The organism is Pseudomonas sp. PLB05, assembly GCF_021106615.1.
Classification (GTDB): domain Bacteria; phylum Pseudomonadota; class Gammaproteobacteria; order Pseudomonadales; family Pseudomonadaceae; genus Chryseomonas; species Chryseomonas benzopyrenica.
Window position 1 is genome coordinate 21091 of record NZ_JAJOHO010000006.1, and the last position, 14940, is coordinate 36030.

At 65.8% G+C, this 14940-nt stretch carries 16 protein-coding genes; 14 read left to right on the top strand and 2 right to left on the bottom strand.

The genetic code is table 11. From position 1 onward, the window contains the following. Nucleotides 1-183 precede the first annotated feature (183 nt). The 9 genes from LRS53_RS21575 to LRS53_RS21615 all read left to right on the top strand — a co-directional run bounded on the left by LRS53_RS21575 (nt 184) and on the right by LRS53_RS21615 (nt 9657). Nucleotides 184-1383: a tyrosine-type recombinase/integrase gene (locus tag LRS53_RS21575; protein WP_003103175.1), complete on the top strand. Its 1200-nt coding sequence runs from the start codon at nt 184-186 to the stop codon at nt 1381-1383. Continuing rightward, nucleotides 1380-2444 carry a PDDEXK nuclease domain-containing protein gene (locus LRS53_RS21580; RefSeq protein WP_003103173.1) on the top strand — a complete coding sequence of 355 codons (1065 nt, stop codon included), beginning with the start codon at nt 1380-1382 and terminating at the stop codon, nt 2442-2444. Before LRS53_RS21575 ends, LRS53_RS21580 begins: the two co-directional genes overlap by 4 nt. A gap of 370 nt (nt 2445-2814) precedes the next feature. After that, nucleotides 2815-3321 (top strand): RadC family protein, encoded by a 507-nt coding sequence (gene radC / locus LRS53_RS21585; RefSeq protein WP_003103172.1) that lies wholly within the window; start codon nt 2815-2817, stop codon nt 3319-3321. A gap of 125 nt (nt 3322-3446) precedes the next feature. Then, nucleotides 3447-3704, top strand: a complete 258-nt coding sequence (locus LRS53_RS21590; RefSeq protein ID WP_003103170.1) for a metal-sensing transcriptional repressor — start codon at nt 3447-3449, stop codon at nt 3702-3704. Between the two features lie 9 nt (nt 3705-3713). Next, nucleotides 3714-5024: an MFS transporter gene (locus LRS53_RS21595; protein WP_003103168.1), complete on the top strand. Its 1311-nt coding sequence runs from the start codon at nt 3714-3716 to the stop codon at nt 5022-5024. Nucleotides 5025-5285: 261 nt separating this feature from the next. Beyond that, nucleotides 5286-5636 carry a DUF2958 domain-containing protein gene (locus LRS53_RS21600; protein WP_003103166.1) on the top strand — a complete coding sequence of 117 codons (351 nt, stop codon included), beginning with the start codon at nt 5286-5288 and terminating at the stop codon, nt 5634-5636. A gap of 65 nt (nt 5637-5701) precedes the next feature. Beyond that, complete coding sequence (locus LRS53_RS21605; protein ID WP_003103165.1) at nt 5702-5980, top strand: hypothetical protein; 279 nt, start codon at nt 5702-5704, stop codon at nt 5978-5980. Nucleotides 5981-6691: 711 nt separating this feature from the next. Next, a complete protein-coding gene (locus LRS53_RS21610; protein ID WP_003107836.1) occupies nt 6692-7516 on the top strand; it encodes a DUF932 domain-containing protein in 825 nt (274 codons plus the stop codon). Nucleotides 7517-7596: 80 nt separating this feature from the next. Further along, entirely contained in the window at nt 7597-9657 is a 2061-nt protein-coding gene (locus tag LRS53_RS21615; protein ID WP_010791849.1) for a ParB/RepB/Spo0J family partition protein, read from the top strand. Between the two features lie 206 nt (nt 9658-9863). On the opposite strand, the gene LRS53_RS21620 is transcribed toward LRS53_RS21615, so the two are convergent. Next, entirely contained in the window at nt 9864-10382 is a 519-nt protein-coding gene (locus tag LRS53_RS21620; RefSeq protein ID WP_003107955.1) for a GNAT family N-acetyltransferase, read from the bottom strand. A gap of 813 nt (nt 10383-11195) precedes the next feature. On the opposite strand from LRS53_RS21620, the gene LRS53_RS21625 reads away from it, so the two are divergent. Further along, nucleotides 11196-11510, top strand: coding sequence for a DUF736 domain-containing protein (locus LRS53_RS21625; RefSeq protein ID WP_010791848.1), 315 nt, complete (start codon nt 11196-11198; stop codon nt 11508-11510). 63 nt (nt 11511-11573) lie between these two features. Here LRS53_RS21625 and LRS53_RS21630 read toward each other — a convergent pair whose 3' ends face one another. Beyond that, nucleotides 11574-11879, bottom strand: a complete 306-nt coding sequence (locus tag LRS53_RS21630; RefSeq protein ID WP_010791847.1) for a helix-turn-helix domain-containing protein — start codon at nt 11877-11879, stop codon at nt 11574-11576. 242 nt (nt 11880-12121) lie between these two features. Between LRS53_RS21630 and LRS53_RS21635 the strand changes: the two genes are divergently transcribed. The 4 genes from LRS53_RS21635 (at nt 12122) to LRS53_RS21650 (ending at nt 14788) form a co-directional block, all read left to right on the top strand. Next, nucleotides 12122-12472 carry a DUF2958 domain-containing protein gene (locus LRS53_RS21635; protein WP_010791846.1) on the top strand — a complete coding sequence of 117 codons (351 nt, stop codon included), beginning with the start codon at nt 12122-12124 and terminating at the stop codon, nt 12470-12472. A 308-nt stretch (nt 12473-12780) separates the two neighbouring features. Further along, nucleotides 12781-13539, top strand: coding sequence for a DUF2285 domain-containing protein (locus LRS53_RS21640; RefSeq protein ID WP_010791845.1), 759 nt, complete (start codon nt 12781-12783; stop codon nt 13537-13539). Between the two features lie 98 nt (nt 13540-13637). Next, nucleotides 13638-13904, top strand: a complete 267-nt coding sequence (locus LRS53_RS21645; protein WP_020228437.1) for a helix-turn-helix domain-containing protein — start codon at nt 13638-13640, stop codon at nt 13902-13904. Nucleotides 13905-13930: 26 nt separating this feature from the next. Beyond that, nucleotides 13931-14788, top strand: a complete 858-nt coding sequence (locus tag LRS53_RS21650; protein ID WP_003107111.1) for a replication initiator protein A — start codon at nt 13931-13933, stop codon at nt 14786-14788. Nucleotides 14789-14940 lie beyond the last annotated feature (152 nt).

The window sequence follows — 14940 nt, forward strand, 5'->3', positions numbered from 1 at the left end:
TTTTTTGTTTCACGATGACTCCAGCCCGGTAGTTCGCTGGACTGCGCCGCAGCTCGATACAGCAGGTTTATCAATAGCTTACGCGCGTCCATCATATGCCGGTGCTTTCTGAAACTTGACCCGGTTTTCCCTCGCGCCGCTCCTATCTGGCTCTTGGAATCCGGGTCGTTCCAAGGAGTCATCATGGCAAAGATCAAGCTCACCAAGACCGCCGTGGAGGCGGCCCAGCCCCAGGCCAAGGATGTTGAACTGCGGGATACCGTGGTGCCCGGCTTCCTGTGCAAGATTACCCCGACGGGCCGCCGGGTGTTCATGCTCCAGTACCGCACGAACTCCGGCCAGCCCCGCAAGCCCTCGCTGGGGCTGTACGGGGAACTGACCGTCGAACAGGCACGAGTCAAGGCACAGGACTGGCTGGCCGAGGTTCGCCGGGGCGGCGACCCCGGCGGCGCCAAGGCCGAGGCGCGCAAGGCGCCCACGATGGCCGAGTTGTGCAAGAAGTTCATGGAGGACTACTCCAAGAAGCGCAACAAGCCCAGCACGCAGGACGGCTATCAGGGCGTCATCGACCGCAACATCATCCCGCTGCTGGGCCGCAAGAAGGTGCATGACGTGAAGCGGCCCGACATTGCCGGGCTGATGGAGAAGCTGGCCTACAAGCCGACCGAGGCGAACAAGACCTTCGGCGTGCTGCGCAAGATGTTCAACCTGGCCGAAGTGTGGGGCTACCGCCCGGACGGCACAAATCCGTGCCGCCACGTCCCGATGTACCCGCCGGGCAAGGAAACCCGGCTCATCGTGGACGAGGAAATGGTGCGGCTCTTCCGCCATCTGGAGAAGCTGGAGGCGGAAGGGCTGGAGAACTACGTCATCCCTCTGGCGATCCGGCTGCAATTCGAGTTCGCCGCCCGGCGCTCCGAAATCTGCCCGCTCGAATGGAGCTGGCTGGACTTCGAGAACCGGCGCGTGGTGTGGCCCGACAGCAAGGTCGGCGGCATTTCCAAGCCCATGAGCGAGGAAGCCTATCGGCTGCTTTCGACGGCGCCGCGCCGGGAGGGCTGCCCTTATGTCCTGCCGTCGCCCAACGACCCGGCCAAGCACCTGACCTTTGGCGAACACTATGGCGGCTGGTGCCGGGTGCTCAAGGCCGCCGGCGTCCCGCACGTCGGCACGCACGGCATCCGCCATCGCTCGACGACCGACATTGCCAATTCTGGCGTACCGACCAAGGTGGGGATGAAGCTGACGGGCCACAAGACCGTGGCGATGTTCATGCACTACGTCCATACCGAGGACAAGCCGGTGCGCGATGCCGCCGAGCTGGTGGCCAGCCGGCGCCAGGCCATCACGGGCGCGCGCCAGCTTGCGGAGGCGGCAGCATGAACACGCGCCGGTCATCCGCAGCATCGTCCGCAGCGCCTTCGGCGCTGCTGGGCGACATTCGGGCACTGATCGAGGCGGCGCGCAAGCGCGCCGCCTCGACGGTGAATAGCGAACTGACGATGCTCTACTGGCGCATCGGCCAGCGCATCCATACGCAGGTCTTGGACGGGCGCCGGGGCGCTTATGGCAAGGAAGTCCTGCCTACCCTGGCGGCGCAGTTGGTGAAGGAGTACGGCAACAGCTTTGCCGAGCAGAACCTGCGCCGCATGGTGCAGTTCGCAGCCACCTTCCCCGACGAGCAGATTCTCGTATCACTGATACGAGAATTGAGCTGGACGCACTTCATCGCCCTGATCCCGCTGAAAGACCCGCTCCAGCGGGACTATTACGCGCAGATGGCGAGCGTCGAACGCTGGAGCGTGCGGACGCTGCGCGAGCGCATCGACTCGATGCTGTACGAGCGCACGGCACTGTCCCAAAAGCCGGGCGAGACGATCGCACAGGAGTTGGCGACGATGCGCGATGCGCAGCGCATGTCGCCCGCCCTGGTCATGCGCGACCCGTACATCCTCGACTTCCTGGGGCTGCGGGACACTTGGCAGGAAGGCGACCTGGAAGCGGCGATCATCCGGGAAATGGAATCCTTCCTGCTGGAGCTGGGCGCGGGTTTCAGCTTCGTGGCCCGGCAGAAGCGCATCCAAATTGACGGCGAGGATTTCCACCTCGACCTGCTGTTTTACAACCGCAAGCTGCGCCGGCTCGTGGCAGTGGAGTTGAAGGTCGGCGAGTTCAAGGCGGCTTTCAAGGGACAGATGGAGCTTTACCTTCGCTGGCTGGACAAGCACGAACGGGAGCCGGAGGAAGCCTCGCCGCTGGGAATCATCCTTTGCACCGGCAAGAAGCGCGAGCAGATCGAATTGCTGGAGCTGGACAAGTCGGGCATCCACGTCGCCGAGTACCTGACCGCCTTGCCGCCGAGGGGCGTGCTGGTGGAGCGACTGCAACAGGCAACGCAGCGGGCACAGTTGCAGATCGAGCAGCGCAAAATCGACAACGAGTAGCCCTGTCCCAAGCAGTCGGGCGTCCCGGCGTGCCGCCGTCGCGCTGTCGTGCTGCGCATCGAGCCTCGCTGCGCGACTCTCGCCCCATCCGGGCTTCCATCGTTCCCTCGCTTTGCTCGGCTGACGCCTCCGGCCCGACTCGCTGATCCGGGCCTGCGCACTCCGCTTGCCAAAAGCCGACTGTGTGCAGTGGGCGGGTGTGGGCGGTCTTGCTGTTCCCTTCACCGTATCACGGCGTTCTCGCCGTCAAGGGCGGCGCGCGCTTGTGCGCGCTTGCGTCCTGGCGGCCGTCTGCGACCCCTGACTGCTTGCGCTGCGCCGTGCTGGCCACGGTTCCGGGCAATTCCGCCCGAGCAACCGGAGCACGATCATGTCGCAACTGACCCTCTCTCACGATACCCCGCTGATGGTGCGCGATGGCCGTGGGCGCTATCGGCCGGCGGACGCCGACCAGATTCTGGAAGCCGCGCGCCAGGTCATCGAACAGAAGATGCAGCGCGGCGAGGCGTTCACTTCGCCGGCGGCGGTGAAGGACTACCTGCGCGCCAAGCTGGCCGGCTTCGAGCACGAGGTCTTCGCGGTGTTGTTCCTCGACACGCGCCATCGGCTGATCGACTACGTGGAGATGTTCCACGGCACGATCGACGCCGCCGAGGTGCATCCGCGCGAGGTGGTGAAGCAGGCACTGCGGCTCAATGCAGCGGCGGTCATCGTTTCGCACAACCATCCGAGCGGAAACCCCGAGCCGAGCGCGGCCGATAAGGCGATGACCTCGCAGCTTCGGCAGGCGCTGGCGCTGGTGGACGTTCGCACGCTGGATCACATCATTGTCGCTGGAAGCCGTACCACGTCATTCGCCGAACGCGGCCTGCTTTGACCTTGGGGGCTTCGGCCCCCTTTTTGCTGCATCCGGTGCCGATTGACAAAGCACACCTGCGGCGGCCGACAGAAGGGCGGCAAGGCGATTTTGTCATATCCCCCCTGGGGGGATACAATTGCCGCATGAAAGCGACGCACAAGCACTCAACCCACACCGACCTTGTGAAGCGACTCAAACGCGCCGAGGGCCATCTTCGGCACGTCATCGGCATGATCGAAGGTGGTCAGTCCTGCCTTGACATCGCCCGCCAGCTCGCGGCGGTGGAAAGCGCGGTGACGGCGGCAAAGCGCGTCCTGATCCACGACCACATCGACCACTGCCTGTCCCATGACGAGGACTCCGTTCTGGCCGAAATGAAGGCGCTGACCAAACTGCTCTGAGGCCATCCCATGCTCTCCGTTCTGAAGAACCGCACCTATCGCCACCTGTTTTCCGCCCAGGTGATCGCACTCGTCGGCACCGGCCTGATGACAGTGGCGCTCGGCCTGCTTGCCTACGATCTGGCCGGCGCGGATGCCGGCGCGGTGCTCGGGACGGCGCTGGCCATCAAGATGCTCGCCTATGTCGGCGTCGCACCTGTCGCGCAGGCTTTCGCCGACCGGCTGCCGCGACGGTCGTTGCTGGTCGCCCTCGACCTGGTGCGAGCATCCGTTGCGCTCTGCCTGCCCTTTGTCAGCGAAATCTGGCAAATCTATCTGCTGATCTTCGTGCTACAGGCGGCGTCCGCAGGCTTCACGCCGACCTTTCAAGCCACCATCCCGGACATCCTTCCCGACGAAGACGAATACACGAAGGCGCTGTCTCTTTCCCGGCTGGCCTACGATCTGGAAAGCCTGATTTCCCCAATGCTGGCCGCCGCGCTGCTGACCGTCATCAGCTTTCACAATCTGTTTGCGGGAACGGTTCTCGGCTTCCTCGTCTCGGCCGCGCTCGTGGTCAGCGTGGGGCTGCCCACAACCGTACCCGGCCCACGCCGGGGCATCTGGGATCGCACTACGCGCGGCACGCGCATTTACCTCGCCACGCCACGCCTGCGAGGTTTGCTGGCAATCAGCCTCGCCGTGGCGGCAGCAGGATCAATGGTGATCGTCAACACGGTGGTTATCGTCAAGGCGCGCTTCGGCCTGGGCGAATCCGAGGTGGCGTGGGCGCTGGCCGCCTTCGGAGGCGGCTCGATGATTGCGGCATTCGCGCTGCCTCGCTTGCTCGACAAGATTGCTGATCGGCCAGCCATGATTGCGGGGGCAACGATGCTGGTGTTGGGGACAGCAGCCGGAGCGATGATTCCGACCTATGCCGTCCTAGTGGTGATCTGGCTGGTGGTCGGCTTTGGCTACAGCGTGGCGCAAACGCCATCCGGTCGGTTGCTGCGTCGCTCCGCTCACCCCGAGGATCGTCCTGCGGTCTTTGCTGCGCAATTCGCCCTGTCCCATGCGTGCTGGCTCATCTGCTACCCCTTGGCCGGTCGCTTCGGTGCTGCCTTTGGACTGCAATCGACCTTCATCGTCATGTCGCTGATCGGTCTTGTAGGAGTGGGATTGGCGTTGCGGCTCTGGCCCGCTAGTGATTCTTCCGACATCACTCACGATCACCCTGATCTGCCGTCAGATCATCCTCACTTGCGCGAACACGCAGATCGCGGCGGGCATCGCCACCCTGCGATCGTGGACGACCTGCACCGGGACTGGACGCGCGTTTAGCGGCTGTCAGCGTTTCACATCCCCAACGCCTCCGGCCCGGATTGCTAGATCCGGGCCTGCGCGCTCGCTTGCCCAAAATCGGAGTGAGTGGGGGCGGTCTTGCTGTTCCCTTCATCGTGCCACGGCGTTCTCGCCGTCAAGGGCTGCGCGCGCCATGCGCGCTTGCGTCCTGACGGCCGTCGTTGACCCCTGACGGCTTGCGCTGCGCCGTGCCCCGGAAGGGTCGGGCAATTCCGCCCGGCAACCTTCCAGGAGTTCACCATGAACAACGCACTCATCACCGACGAGCAGCGCATCGTGCTGCTGGCCAACGGCCGCGAATCCTTGGAGAACCCGGACTTCGATCCGGCACCCGTGGTCAAGCTGTTCACGCCGGACGCTGGCGCGACCTGGCTGCTGACCGAGATTGATCCCGACGACCACGACCACGCCTTTGGTCTTTGCGACCTGGGCCTGGGGGAGCCGGAAATCGGCTGGGTCAGCCTGGACGAGCTGGCGGCGGTGCGCGGCGGGCTGGGCCTGCCGATCGAACGTGACCTGTCTTTCCGCGCCGAGAAGCGGTTGAGCGTCTATGCGCGCGATGCGCGGCTGGCCGGGCGGATCGTTGTCTGACCCGGCCCTGGGAGCGCTGCAAGGCGCTCCTTGTGCTTTCTCAACCATCACAGGAGATCAATGCCATGAGCAGCCATAACGACTACATCATCGAAATCACGGCGCAGCACGATGCGCTCAAGCCGTTCGCGCCGGAGAACGGCCAGCCCTTGCGCTTCAAGATCGGCGACGCGGTGATCTACACCAACGAATTTGGCGCACAGTTCCGGCGCCGCGTTACCGGGTTCTACCGGCCAACCGCGCTTTCGGGCCTGTACGCGCGCGGTGCGCGCTACCTGCTGAACTCGTCATCGCCCTGGATGCCAGTTTCGGAATCCAGCCTGCGCCCTGACGACTCGGCGTGATGCCTTCGCACCCCTGACGGGGCGCTGCGCGCTGCGCTTGCCTCCAGGGGAAAGCCCTGCGGGCTATCCCCGCCGCGCGATGCTTGGCGCCCCTCAAAGACCGCCGAACCGGCTGCGCCGGATCGGCCTGACCACAGTAGTCGCTGTCGAACCTGTTTCCCGATGACTGGCGCATGAGCTTGTGCATCAAGCATTGAAGGCTGTGCGTCCCCGGCCAAGAAACATGGCCGGTCACGCTGTCGTGCGCGTGGCGCATCGAGCCGCCTGCGGCGTCTCGCCCCTGACGGGCTTCCATCGTTCCCTCGCTCCGCTCGGCTGACGCCTCCGGCCCGGCTTCCAGATCCGGGCCTGCGCGCTTCGCTTGCCGTGCGGTCGGCGTGTTGAGGGGCCGTTGCCATGTCCAGCCGTCTCCCCTGACTTCATCACCTTCACCGCGACTGTAGCCCGCGGCCGTGTGCCGTCAAGGCGCGCAGGGCCGTGTCCTCGGCTTCGCCTGCGGGCCGCACCAACCCTGCGCTTATCTCCTTGACGGCCCCCCGTCCGCGCGCTCCTGACCGTCGCGGGCGATGAACTCAGGAAAGACGGTGGCAACAGGGCCAACCGGGTTCCTCGTGCCGACCGCACCGAACAGCCGAAAGGCTGGGCTTCCGAATCTAGGAATCCGGTGTGCGGTGAACAGCAAACCCTTTTTTCTTTGTCAGGAGAAATGCCATGCAACTCGCATCCCGCTTCGCTTCCCGCTCCCCGGTGCTGCGTTCGGAACGTCCCTTGTCGGATGACCAAATCCGGGCCGTGGCCCCGTCGATCTTCGCCAAGGCACCGCACGAAAGCCGCTCCGAGCGGTACAGCTACATCCCCACCGCCACCGTGCTGCAGGAACTGCGCGGGGAAGGCTTCGAGCCTTTCATGGTGACGCAAACCCGCGTGCGCCACGACGACCGCCGCGACTACACCAAGCACATGATCCGGCTGCGCCACGCCAGCCAGATCAACGGGCGCGAGGCCAACGAAATCATCCTGCTGAACTCCCATGACGGCACCAGCAGCTATCAGATGCTGGCCGGGATGTTCCGCTTCGTTTGCAGCAATGGCCTTGTCTGCGGCGACACCGTGGCCGACGTGCGCGTACCCCACAAGGGCGACGTAGCCGCTCACGTCATCGAAGGCGCATACGAAGTCCTGCACGGCTTCGACCGGGTGCAGGAATCGCGCGATGCCATGCGCGCCATCACGCTGGACGCCGGGGAATCGGAAGTGTTCGCCCGCGCTGCGCTGGCGTTGAAGTACGACGAGGACAAGCCCGCGCCCATCACGGAATCGCAAATCCTGATGCCGCGCCGCCATGACGACGACCGCCGCGACCTGTGGAGCGTGTTCAACCGCACGCAGGAGAACTTGACCAAAGGCGGCCTGTCCGCCCGCGCCGCGAATGGCCGCCGTCAGACCACCCGGCCCGTGCAGGGCATCGACCAAAGCGTGCGCCTGAATCGCGCCCTGTGGCTGCTGGCCGATGGCCTGCGCCAGTTGAAAGCCTGAATCCCCACGCGGCAGGGGCAGGCAGCAGCCCTTGCCGCTTCCTTCGCTGCTGCATCCCTGAACCGCAAGGAGTTATCACCATGAACGCCGTACTCAAAACCGAAGCCATCGCCATCGAAGCCGCCGCGCCACTGGAAGTGGCCGACCCGACCAAGAACCTGATCTTGGTTCCGCTGTCGCAGTTGCTGCCGCGCCGTTCCAAGCGCAACGTCCGCACGACCCCGCGCCAGTCCATTCCCGAACTGGCCGCGAGCATTGCCCGCATCGGCCTGCTGCAAAACCTGATCGTCATCCTCGCCGCCGATGGCGAGCAATACGAAGTCGTCGCAGGCGACCGCCGCCTGACCGCCTTGAAGCTGCTGGCAAGGAAGAAGCGCATCGCCGCCGACTACGAAGTGCCGTGCCTGCTAGTGGCGGATGCTTCGGCCCGTACCGTGAGCCTCGCCGAGAACGTGCAGCGCGAGAACATGCACCCCGCCGACCAGTTCGCGGCCTTCGCCGCGCTGGTCAAGGAAGGACGCCCCATCGAGGACATTGCCGCCGATTTCGGCGTGTCCCCGCTGGTGGTGCAGCGCCGCTTGAAGCTGGCGAACGTCTCGCCGCGCCTCATGGCCGACTACCGGGCCGGTGGCGTGACGCTGGAACAGTTGATGGCCTTGACCATCACCGACGACCACGCCGCGCAGGAGGCCGCGTTCTATGGTGCGCCGGAATGGCAGCGCAGCCCGTCCAAGCTGCGCGAGCGCCTGACCGAGCGCGAAATCGACGCCGCGCACGCGCTGGTGCGCTTCGTCGGGCTGGACGCCTACCGGCAGGCAGGCGGCGGCATCCGCCGCGACCTGTTCGCGGAAGGCGATGCCGGAACCTACCTCACCGATACCGCAGTGCTGGAAACGCTGGTGCGCGACAAGCTGGCAACGCTGGCCGAGGACGTGCGCGCCGAGGGCTGGGCATGGGTGGAGGCCGTGCCGCATCTGGCCTACGAGGAACGGCAGGCTTTCCAGAACGCCCCGCGCCAGCGCCGCGAGCCGACCACCCGCGAGGCCCGCCGCATTGCCTCGCTGCAAACCCGCCTCGACAAGATCGACGCCGAACTGGAAGAAGCCTGCCAAGGTGAAAGCAGCGAGGACGAGGCCAAGGCCGAGAAACTGGAACAGCGGCGCGATCAGGTGGTCGGCGAACTGCAAGACGCGGAGGACGCCTTGCAAGGTTATGCCCCCGAGGTGCGCGAGGTGGCCGGTGCCATCGTCACCATCGACCGCAACGGCGAGGCCGTCATTCATCGCGGCTTGCTGCGCGAAGCCGAGGCCAAGGCGCTGCGCACGCTGGAAAAGCTGCGGCGCGGTTTCGGCAGCACCGAAGGCGAAGCCGCCAACGACGAGCACGAGGACGCCGACGACGCACCCAAGGCCGCGAGCCTGTCCGACCGGCTGGCGCAGCGGTTGAGTGCCCATCGCACGGCGGCGCTGCAAATCGAAGTCGCCCGGCATCCGCAGGTCGCGCTGGCCGCGCTGGTGCATGGCATGGTGCAGAAGGTCTTGCAGCCCGACGCCTACGGCGATGGACTGCCGCTCGGCGTGCGCCTCACGGTGCAAGACCGGCTGGAAGGCATGGCCCCGGACTGGCCGGAATCGTCCGCCGCCGTGGCGCTGCGCGAACTGCAACAGGTGGCAGGTGTTGCCTTGCCGGAGGACAGCGCCGAACTGTTCGCCGTGCTGCTGGCGAAGTCGCAAGACGAACTGGTGCGGCTGCTTGCCGTGTGCGTGGCTTCCACGGTGGACGTGGTGACGCCTCGCGCCACGCCGCACCGGCCCGGCGAGGAACTGGCGCAGGCCGTGGGCCTCGACATGGCCGCATGGTGGCAACCGACCGCAGAAGGCTACTTCAAGCACGTTCCGAAGGCCGCGATCCTGCAAGCCGTGGGCGAGTACGCGCCCGAGCACGTCACTAGGCTGGCGAAGTTGAAGAAGGCCGACATTGCCAGCGAAGCCGAACGGCTGGCGGATGGCACGGGCTGGATGCCCGCCATCTTCAAGACCGAAACGCCGGAAGCCACGCAGGAAGAACCGCAGGAGCAGGACGACGCCCCGCAGGAAGCCGAGGCAATGGCGGATGAACCCGCCGAGGCGCTGGCCGCTTGACCCGCGCCGAAGGCAAGCGCCCCGGCCTTGACCGGGGCGCTTCGCTTTGTGTGGTGGCGCATCGAGACGAAGGAATAACCCGATTAGCACCGCGCCCAGGCCGTTCCGTCCTGGGCGCAATGGAAAGCAAAACCGGGCGCGGCAGTGGCCGCGCCCGGTGTCGAAGGCCAACAGCCGAATCAGAACGCCGCCGCCTTCGCGCTGGCTCAGGCGGCGGCGGTGAAGGCATCGCTATAGTGCGCGATACCTTCCGGTACTGGCCCATGCAGGGCCAGCGCCATGAAATAGCCGGGCGGTACGCCCGGCAGTTGCAGGCTCGCGTGGGCCTGAAAACCAAAGCGCGCGTAGTACGCGGGATCTCCCAGCAGCACGCAGCCTGGGGCCCGCATAGTTCGCAGTTCGGACAGCGCCTGTTCCATCAGGCGCGAGCCGATGCCATGCCCCTGCCTTTGCGGCAGGACGGAGAGAGGCCCCAAACCGTGCCAGCCTTCGGCCTTTCGCCCGTTGTCATCGGTGATCTTCACCGGCGACAGCGCGACGTGGCCTACAACCTGCCCGTGTTCTTCGGCCACGATGGAAAGCGTCAGTTCGTTCGCAGCGCGCAAGGCCCGCACGATGAATTGCTCGGTGTGGCTGGTATGCGGCGCATCGGCAAAGGCGGAAACCGTGACCGCCTCGATGGCAGCAATGTCGTCCGGGGTTTCGTGTCGGAGCTGGAGTGTCATGGGCTTGTCTTGGGTTCCTTTCTGAAAATATAGAACGGCCTGGGCGTGTTGGCGCGATGCGCCGCCGGGCTTTCGGGCTGCGCCCCGTGCCGCCTTTGCCGTCACGGCCATTCGGCTTCAATCCCTCACGCCTTCGCGCCTGCGGCGCTGCGCGCTTCGCTTGCCTCCAGGGGAAAGCCCTGCGGGCTATCCCCGCCGCGCGATGCTTGGCGCCCCTCGATGCGGCCGAACCGGCTGCGCCGGATCGGCCCGGCCAGCGCCCCGCCGCGATGGACGGGCGCTGGCGAACACGCTGGCGCTCGCTGCGACAGGTTGTGCAGGTGCGTGCCGTCCTCAACGCTGGCGGTTCCTGCCCATCACGTCACGAAGGACGGTTCACGGACAACCCGCCCGGCATCGCTATGGAGCTTCCACGCCACGCCTCAAGAGCGGCGCCGCAAGGTGCGGCGGGGGCGTTCTCGCCTGTCGTCGGATGGTTGACCTGGCCCGCATCAGCGGGCGAGCCGGAGAAGCCTTCGGGCGGGGGTGCCGAGTCGGCCCCATCTCCTTTCGGAGCGGTTCGGCCCAAGGCGTCCTTGTCTCGTTGTGAATCCTGGCGGTGGCGCGGCTGCGCCTCGGGCTTATGGCTGCAACCGTCCGGCGAAAACAATTTCCCCGCCGCTACGCGGCTTCCTCGCGCAGCAAATTCTTTTCGCCTCCCGGCTCTCCACTGCGTTGCGACCGCAAGCGGTGCAGCCAGCCCGTCCCCCGCCGGCCGGATCACAACAAGGACGCGATGGGCGCGAACCTTGTTCAACCGAAAGGAGAAACATCATGGCCAACATCGGCACCTTCACCGCAGACAAAGACGGCTTCACCGGCACGCTTCGCACCCTGACGCTCAACGTCAAAGTCAAGCTGGTTCCCAACGACAAGGGGGACAGCGAGAAAGCCCCGGACTTCCGCGTTCAGGCCGCCAGCCACGACATCGGCGCGGCGTGGAAGAAGACCAGCGAGGCTGGGCGCGAGTACCTGTCCGTGACCCTCGATGACCCTTCGTTCCCGGCAGCGGTCTATGCCCGCCTGATCGAAGGCGAGGACGGCACGCACGACCTGATCTGGTCGCGCAGCAAGCCCCAGGCGGCGTGACCGCCGCAGCGCCCCGCCCATCGCGGCGGGGCGCTGTGCTGCTAATAGCAGCACATCACCGCATCACGCGCGCGGCTCCGCCGCGTCGCGTTCGCTCAACACCGCCTCCAGCTCTTGGCGCACCTGCGCCAGCAGCTCGTCGGCCTTGTGCGGGCTATTGCCCGCGTAGGCCAGCGTCAGCAGCGTGAGCGGGTGGATCTCCATCACCTCGCACAGCTCGGCCAGCTTGTTCAAGGTGGGGCTTTTCAGGTCGCGTTCGAGGGTACTCATATAGGTGCGGCTGGACACGTCGGAGAACGCTTCCTGGCTCAAGCCACGCGCTTTCCTGACTGTCTTCAACGCCTTCGCCAATGAGTTCCCAGCCGCCACCTATGGTTTCCTCTCAAAACCAAGATGACAACCCATTGCGCCCTATAGAGCTACAATCTATAGTGTTCATTTGGTGTTGTTCTACGTCTTTGTGCCTTTACGGAAATCCGTATCGGCGGATTCCGGCAAAGCCATAGAACCGCATCCGTGCTTGCGCACGAAGGCGTAAATCCGGTTTGGCGGTTCTGCGCTTCAACGTGAAACCGCATCCGTGCATCATTGGATTTGTGGGATTGCCGACCATGCCCCAGCCACTCGCCACCGCCCCGGAGCGCGCGCAACTGCTCGCCAACGGCGAGGCCCGCGCTGCTGGCCAAGTCATCGACCCGGTGCCCGTGGTACGGCTGTTCACGCCGGACGCGCATGTGACCTGGCTGTTGGCCGCACTCGATCCTGCCGATGGCGACACCGCCTGGGGACTCATCGACCTGGGAATCGGGATGCCGGCGCAGGGAACCGTCAAGCTGTCCGAGCTGGCCGGCATCGTTGGGCCGCGCCAGCAGCCCGTGATGCGCGACCTCTATTTCCGTCCCACGCGCACGCTGTCGGAGTACACCCGCGCGGCCGAGCGTGACGGCGCCATCCCGGACTGAACACAGCCTACTGTGACTTTTTCAGTCTGATGTCATGCCGGCCAGGTCTCAATCGGCATTCTTGCGGCGTAGCCCCTCCAGTCTGATCCAAATAGACATGATGGCTGGCGCGGGCTGCGGCAGGCTGGCCTGTGCAGCACTCCAACTCGGGGCGCTGTCGCCGCAGCATTGAGACGAATACCGCAACGCATCGGAGCCAATCGGTCTTGACAACCCGATCCATCTTTTTGACCCATGACCTTTTGACGATGGCGATGTAGCGCGCAGTCCTTCCGTGGCGGCGAGTCCTGTTCGCGGGAGGTGGCGTCATGGTCGATCACAGCGCCGAGCCTTGGTATCCGACTGCCGCGTATCTGTACGTGCTGCATCTGGACGGCCTTGCGCTCGCCTGGGAGTTCCTGCGCCGGCATCCCGACTATCGGCTCGACTGGCTGCGCCACCATCGCCGGTCGCAAGCGGCGCATCGCTGGGGCTTGCGCCTGCTGGAAGACCCGGCCTTGGATGCGCGCGACGCGCATCCGGCCTGGCTGCCCGGCCACGCCGCCGTGGTGCAGCTCTACCCCGATGCCGATCCGCCGCTGGACGCGGCGACGTTCGCGTTCTGGCGCATCCCCGGCCACAAGCAACTGTTGCATGACGGCAAAGGGCTGGCGCTGATCGCGCGCAGCCCAGGCCACTGCCTGCGCTTCGCGCTCGCGCCCGGCCTGGAGGACGGCATGGCTGTCGCCTATGCCTATCGCGGCGGCGCTGCCGCGCCTGCACGCGGACAGGTGCCCGGCGCAGCCCTGGCCGATACCAAGCCCAGGCCAACGCCTGGCGCGCTGCTGGAACTGCACACCTTGCAGGCGCTCGACGCGGCCCTGGCGGGCGCGTCCTTGCGTGAAGTCGCGGAAGGACTGTTCGGCGTAGATGCCGCAGCCGATTGGTACAGCGATGGCGGGCTGCGCTCCAAGGTGCGCCGCCTGGTGCATCGCGGCGATGCGCTGATGCGCGGCGGCTACCGCCGATTAGCACAGCTTCCGCCGCTTGAGAAGGGTCGTTTTGATGTGGACGCAAAACGGCCCTGATCTAAAACCCCTCGCTTCTTGAGACTGCCTCCATCCGGTCGCGCTGTGTGGCCGGGCGCTTTCAACCGATGGAGGTTCACACCATGCGTCCCGCTCCCTTGCGGCCTGCCGCCACTGTCTCGACCGCTGCCGCGCAGCCACAACGCTATCTCACCAACGACGAAGCCGCCGAGTACCTGCGCCTGTCGCCGCGCACGCTGGAAAAGCAGCGCGTGATCGGCGGCGGCCCGCGCTTTCGCAAGTTCGGCCGTCGCGTCATGTACGCCGTGGCCGACCTCGATGCCTGGGCTGCCGACCGCAGTTTCGAGACGACTTCCGATCCCGAATACGCCGAGCACCACTCGGCCGACAGCCGTGCGCGCTGATCGGCGGCGCGCGGCAGGCCATCGCTATGTCCAGCACCGGGCTGCCGTCCCGGCAGCGGCCGTTGCAGGAGCGCGAACAGCTCGACCTGTTCCGCGCCTTGCCCGGCGACATGGCGCCGCGCGACAGCCAGGATTTGATGGCCTATCCGTTCTTTTCGCTCGCCAAGTCCAAGCGGGTCAAGCCCATCGACTTCCGTGCGGGCAACGTGACGATTCGCGTGGAAGGCACGCAGGAGCACGGCATCGCCACGATCTGGGACGCGGACGTGCTGATCTGGGCGGCCTCGCAGATCGTGGAGGCGAAGGACGCGGGCCTGCGGCCCTCGCGCCTGATGCACGCCACACCCTACGAGATCCTGCGCTTCTTCGGGCGCGGCAAGTCGCTGCGCGACTACCAGCGCCTCAAGGCGGCCTTGGATCGCCTGCAATCGACCACGGTAGCCACGTCCATCCGCGAGACGACCGGGCGGCGATTGCACCGCTTCTCCTGGATCAACGAGTGGAAGGAACTGGCCGACGCCAGCGGCACGCCGCTGGGCATCGAGCTGATCCTGCCGGACTGGTTCTATGCGGGCGTGCTCGACGCCGCCCTGGTGCTGACCATCGACCCGGCGTACTTCCGGCTTACCGGCGGCATCGAACGCTGGCTGTACCGCCTGGTGCGCAAGCATGGCGGGCGGCAGGAGCACGGCTGGCAGTTCGACTTCCGCTACCTGCACCAGAAATCCGGCAGCACCGCCAAGCCCTACGACTTCGCCTGCGACCTGCGCGCGCTGGTCGCGCGGCAGTCGCTGCCCGGCTACGTCCTGGGCATCGAGCGGATGCCGGACAACGGCATGGAGCTGCTGACCTTCCGGCCCGTGCCGCAGACGGCACGGGGATAACTCCGGGAAAACCTGTGAACAGTGTCGTGCTATCAGGCGTGCGGGGTATCGTGCTATCAGGCGTGGGACTATCGTGCTATCAGGCGTGCCGATCGGCCGCAAACCCGCGCCAGCATTGGGTTTGCGCGCCCTCTAACTTCCCTAACTTAATT

Coding starts and splice junctions, on each gene's coding strand:
- LRS53_RS21615 (WP_010791849.1), top strand. CDS start 7,597: ATGAACGCCGTACTCAAAACCGAAGCCATCGCCATCGAAGCCGCCGCG.
- LRS53_RS21610 (WP_003107836.1), top strand. CDS start 6,692: ATGCAACTCGCATCCCGCTTCGCTTCCCGCTCCCCGGTGCTGCGTTCG.
- LRS53_RS21650 (WP_003107111.1), top strand. CDS start 13,931: ATGTCCAGCACCGGGCTGCCGTCCCGGCAGCGGCCGTTGCAGGAGCGC.
- LRS53_RS21640 (WP_010791845.1), top strand. CDS start 12,781: ATGGTCGATCACAGCGCCGAGCCTTGGTATCCGACTGCCGCGTATCTG.
- LRS53_RS21590 (WP_003103170.1), top strand. CDS start 3,447: ATGAAAGCGACGCACAAGCACTCAACCCACACCGACCTTGTGAAGCGA.
- LRS53_RS21605 (WP_003103165.1), top strand. CDS start 5,702: ATGAGCAGCCATAACGACTACATCATCGAAATCACGGCGCAGCACGAT.
- radC (WP_003103172.1), top strand. CDS start 2,815: ATGTCGCAACTGACCCTCTCTCACGATACCCCGCTGATGGTGCGCGAT.
- LRS53_RS21575 (WP_003103175.1), top strand. CDS start 184: ATGGCAAAGATCAAGCTCACCAAGACCGCCGTGGAGGCGGCCCAGCCC.
- LRS53_RS21595 (WP_003103168.1), top strand. CDS start 3,714: ATGCTCTCCGTTCTGAAGAACCGCACCTATCGCCACCTGTTTTCCGCC.
- LRS53_RS21625 (WP_010791848.1), top strand. CDS start 11,196: ATGGCCAACATCGGCACCTTCACCGCAGACAAAGACGGCTTCACCGGC.
- LRS53_RS21600 (WP_003103166.1), top strand. CDS start 5,286: ATGAACAACGCACTCATCACCGACGAGCAGCGCATCGTGCTGCTGGCC.
- LRS53_RS21580 (WP_003103173.1), top strand. CDS start 1,380: ATGAACACGCGCCGGTCATCCGCAGCATCGTCCGCAGCGCCTTCGGCG.
- LRS53_RS21635 (WP_010791846.1), top strand. CDS start 12,122: ATGCCCCAGCCACTCGCCACCGCCCCGGAGCGCGCGCAACTGCTCGCC.
- LRS53_RS21620 (WP_003107955.1), bottom strand. CDS start 10,382: ATGACACTCCAGCTCCGACACGAAACCCCGGACGACATTGCTGCCATC.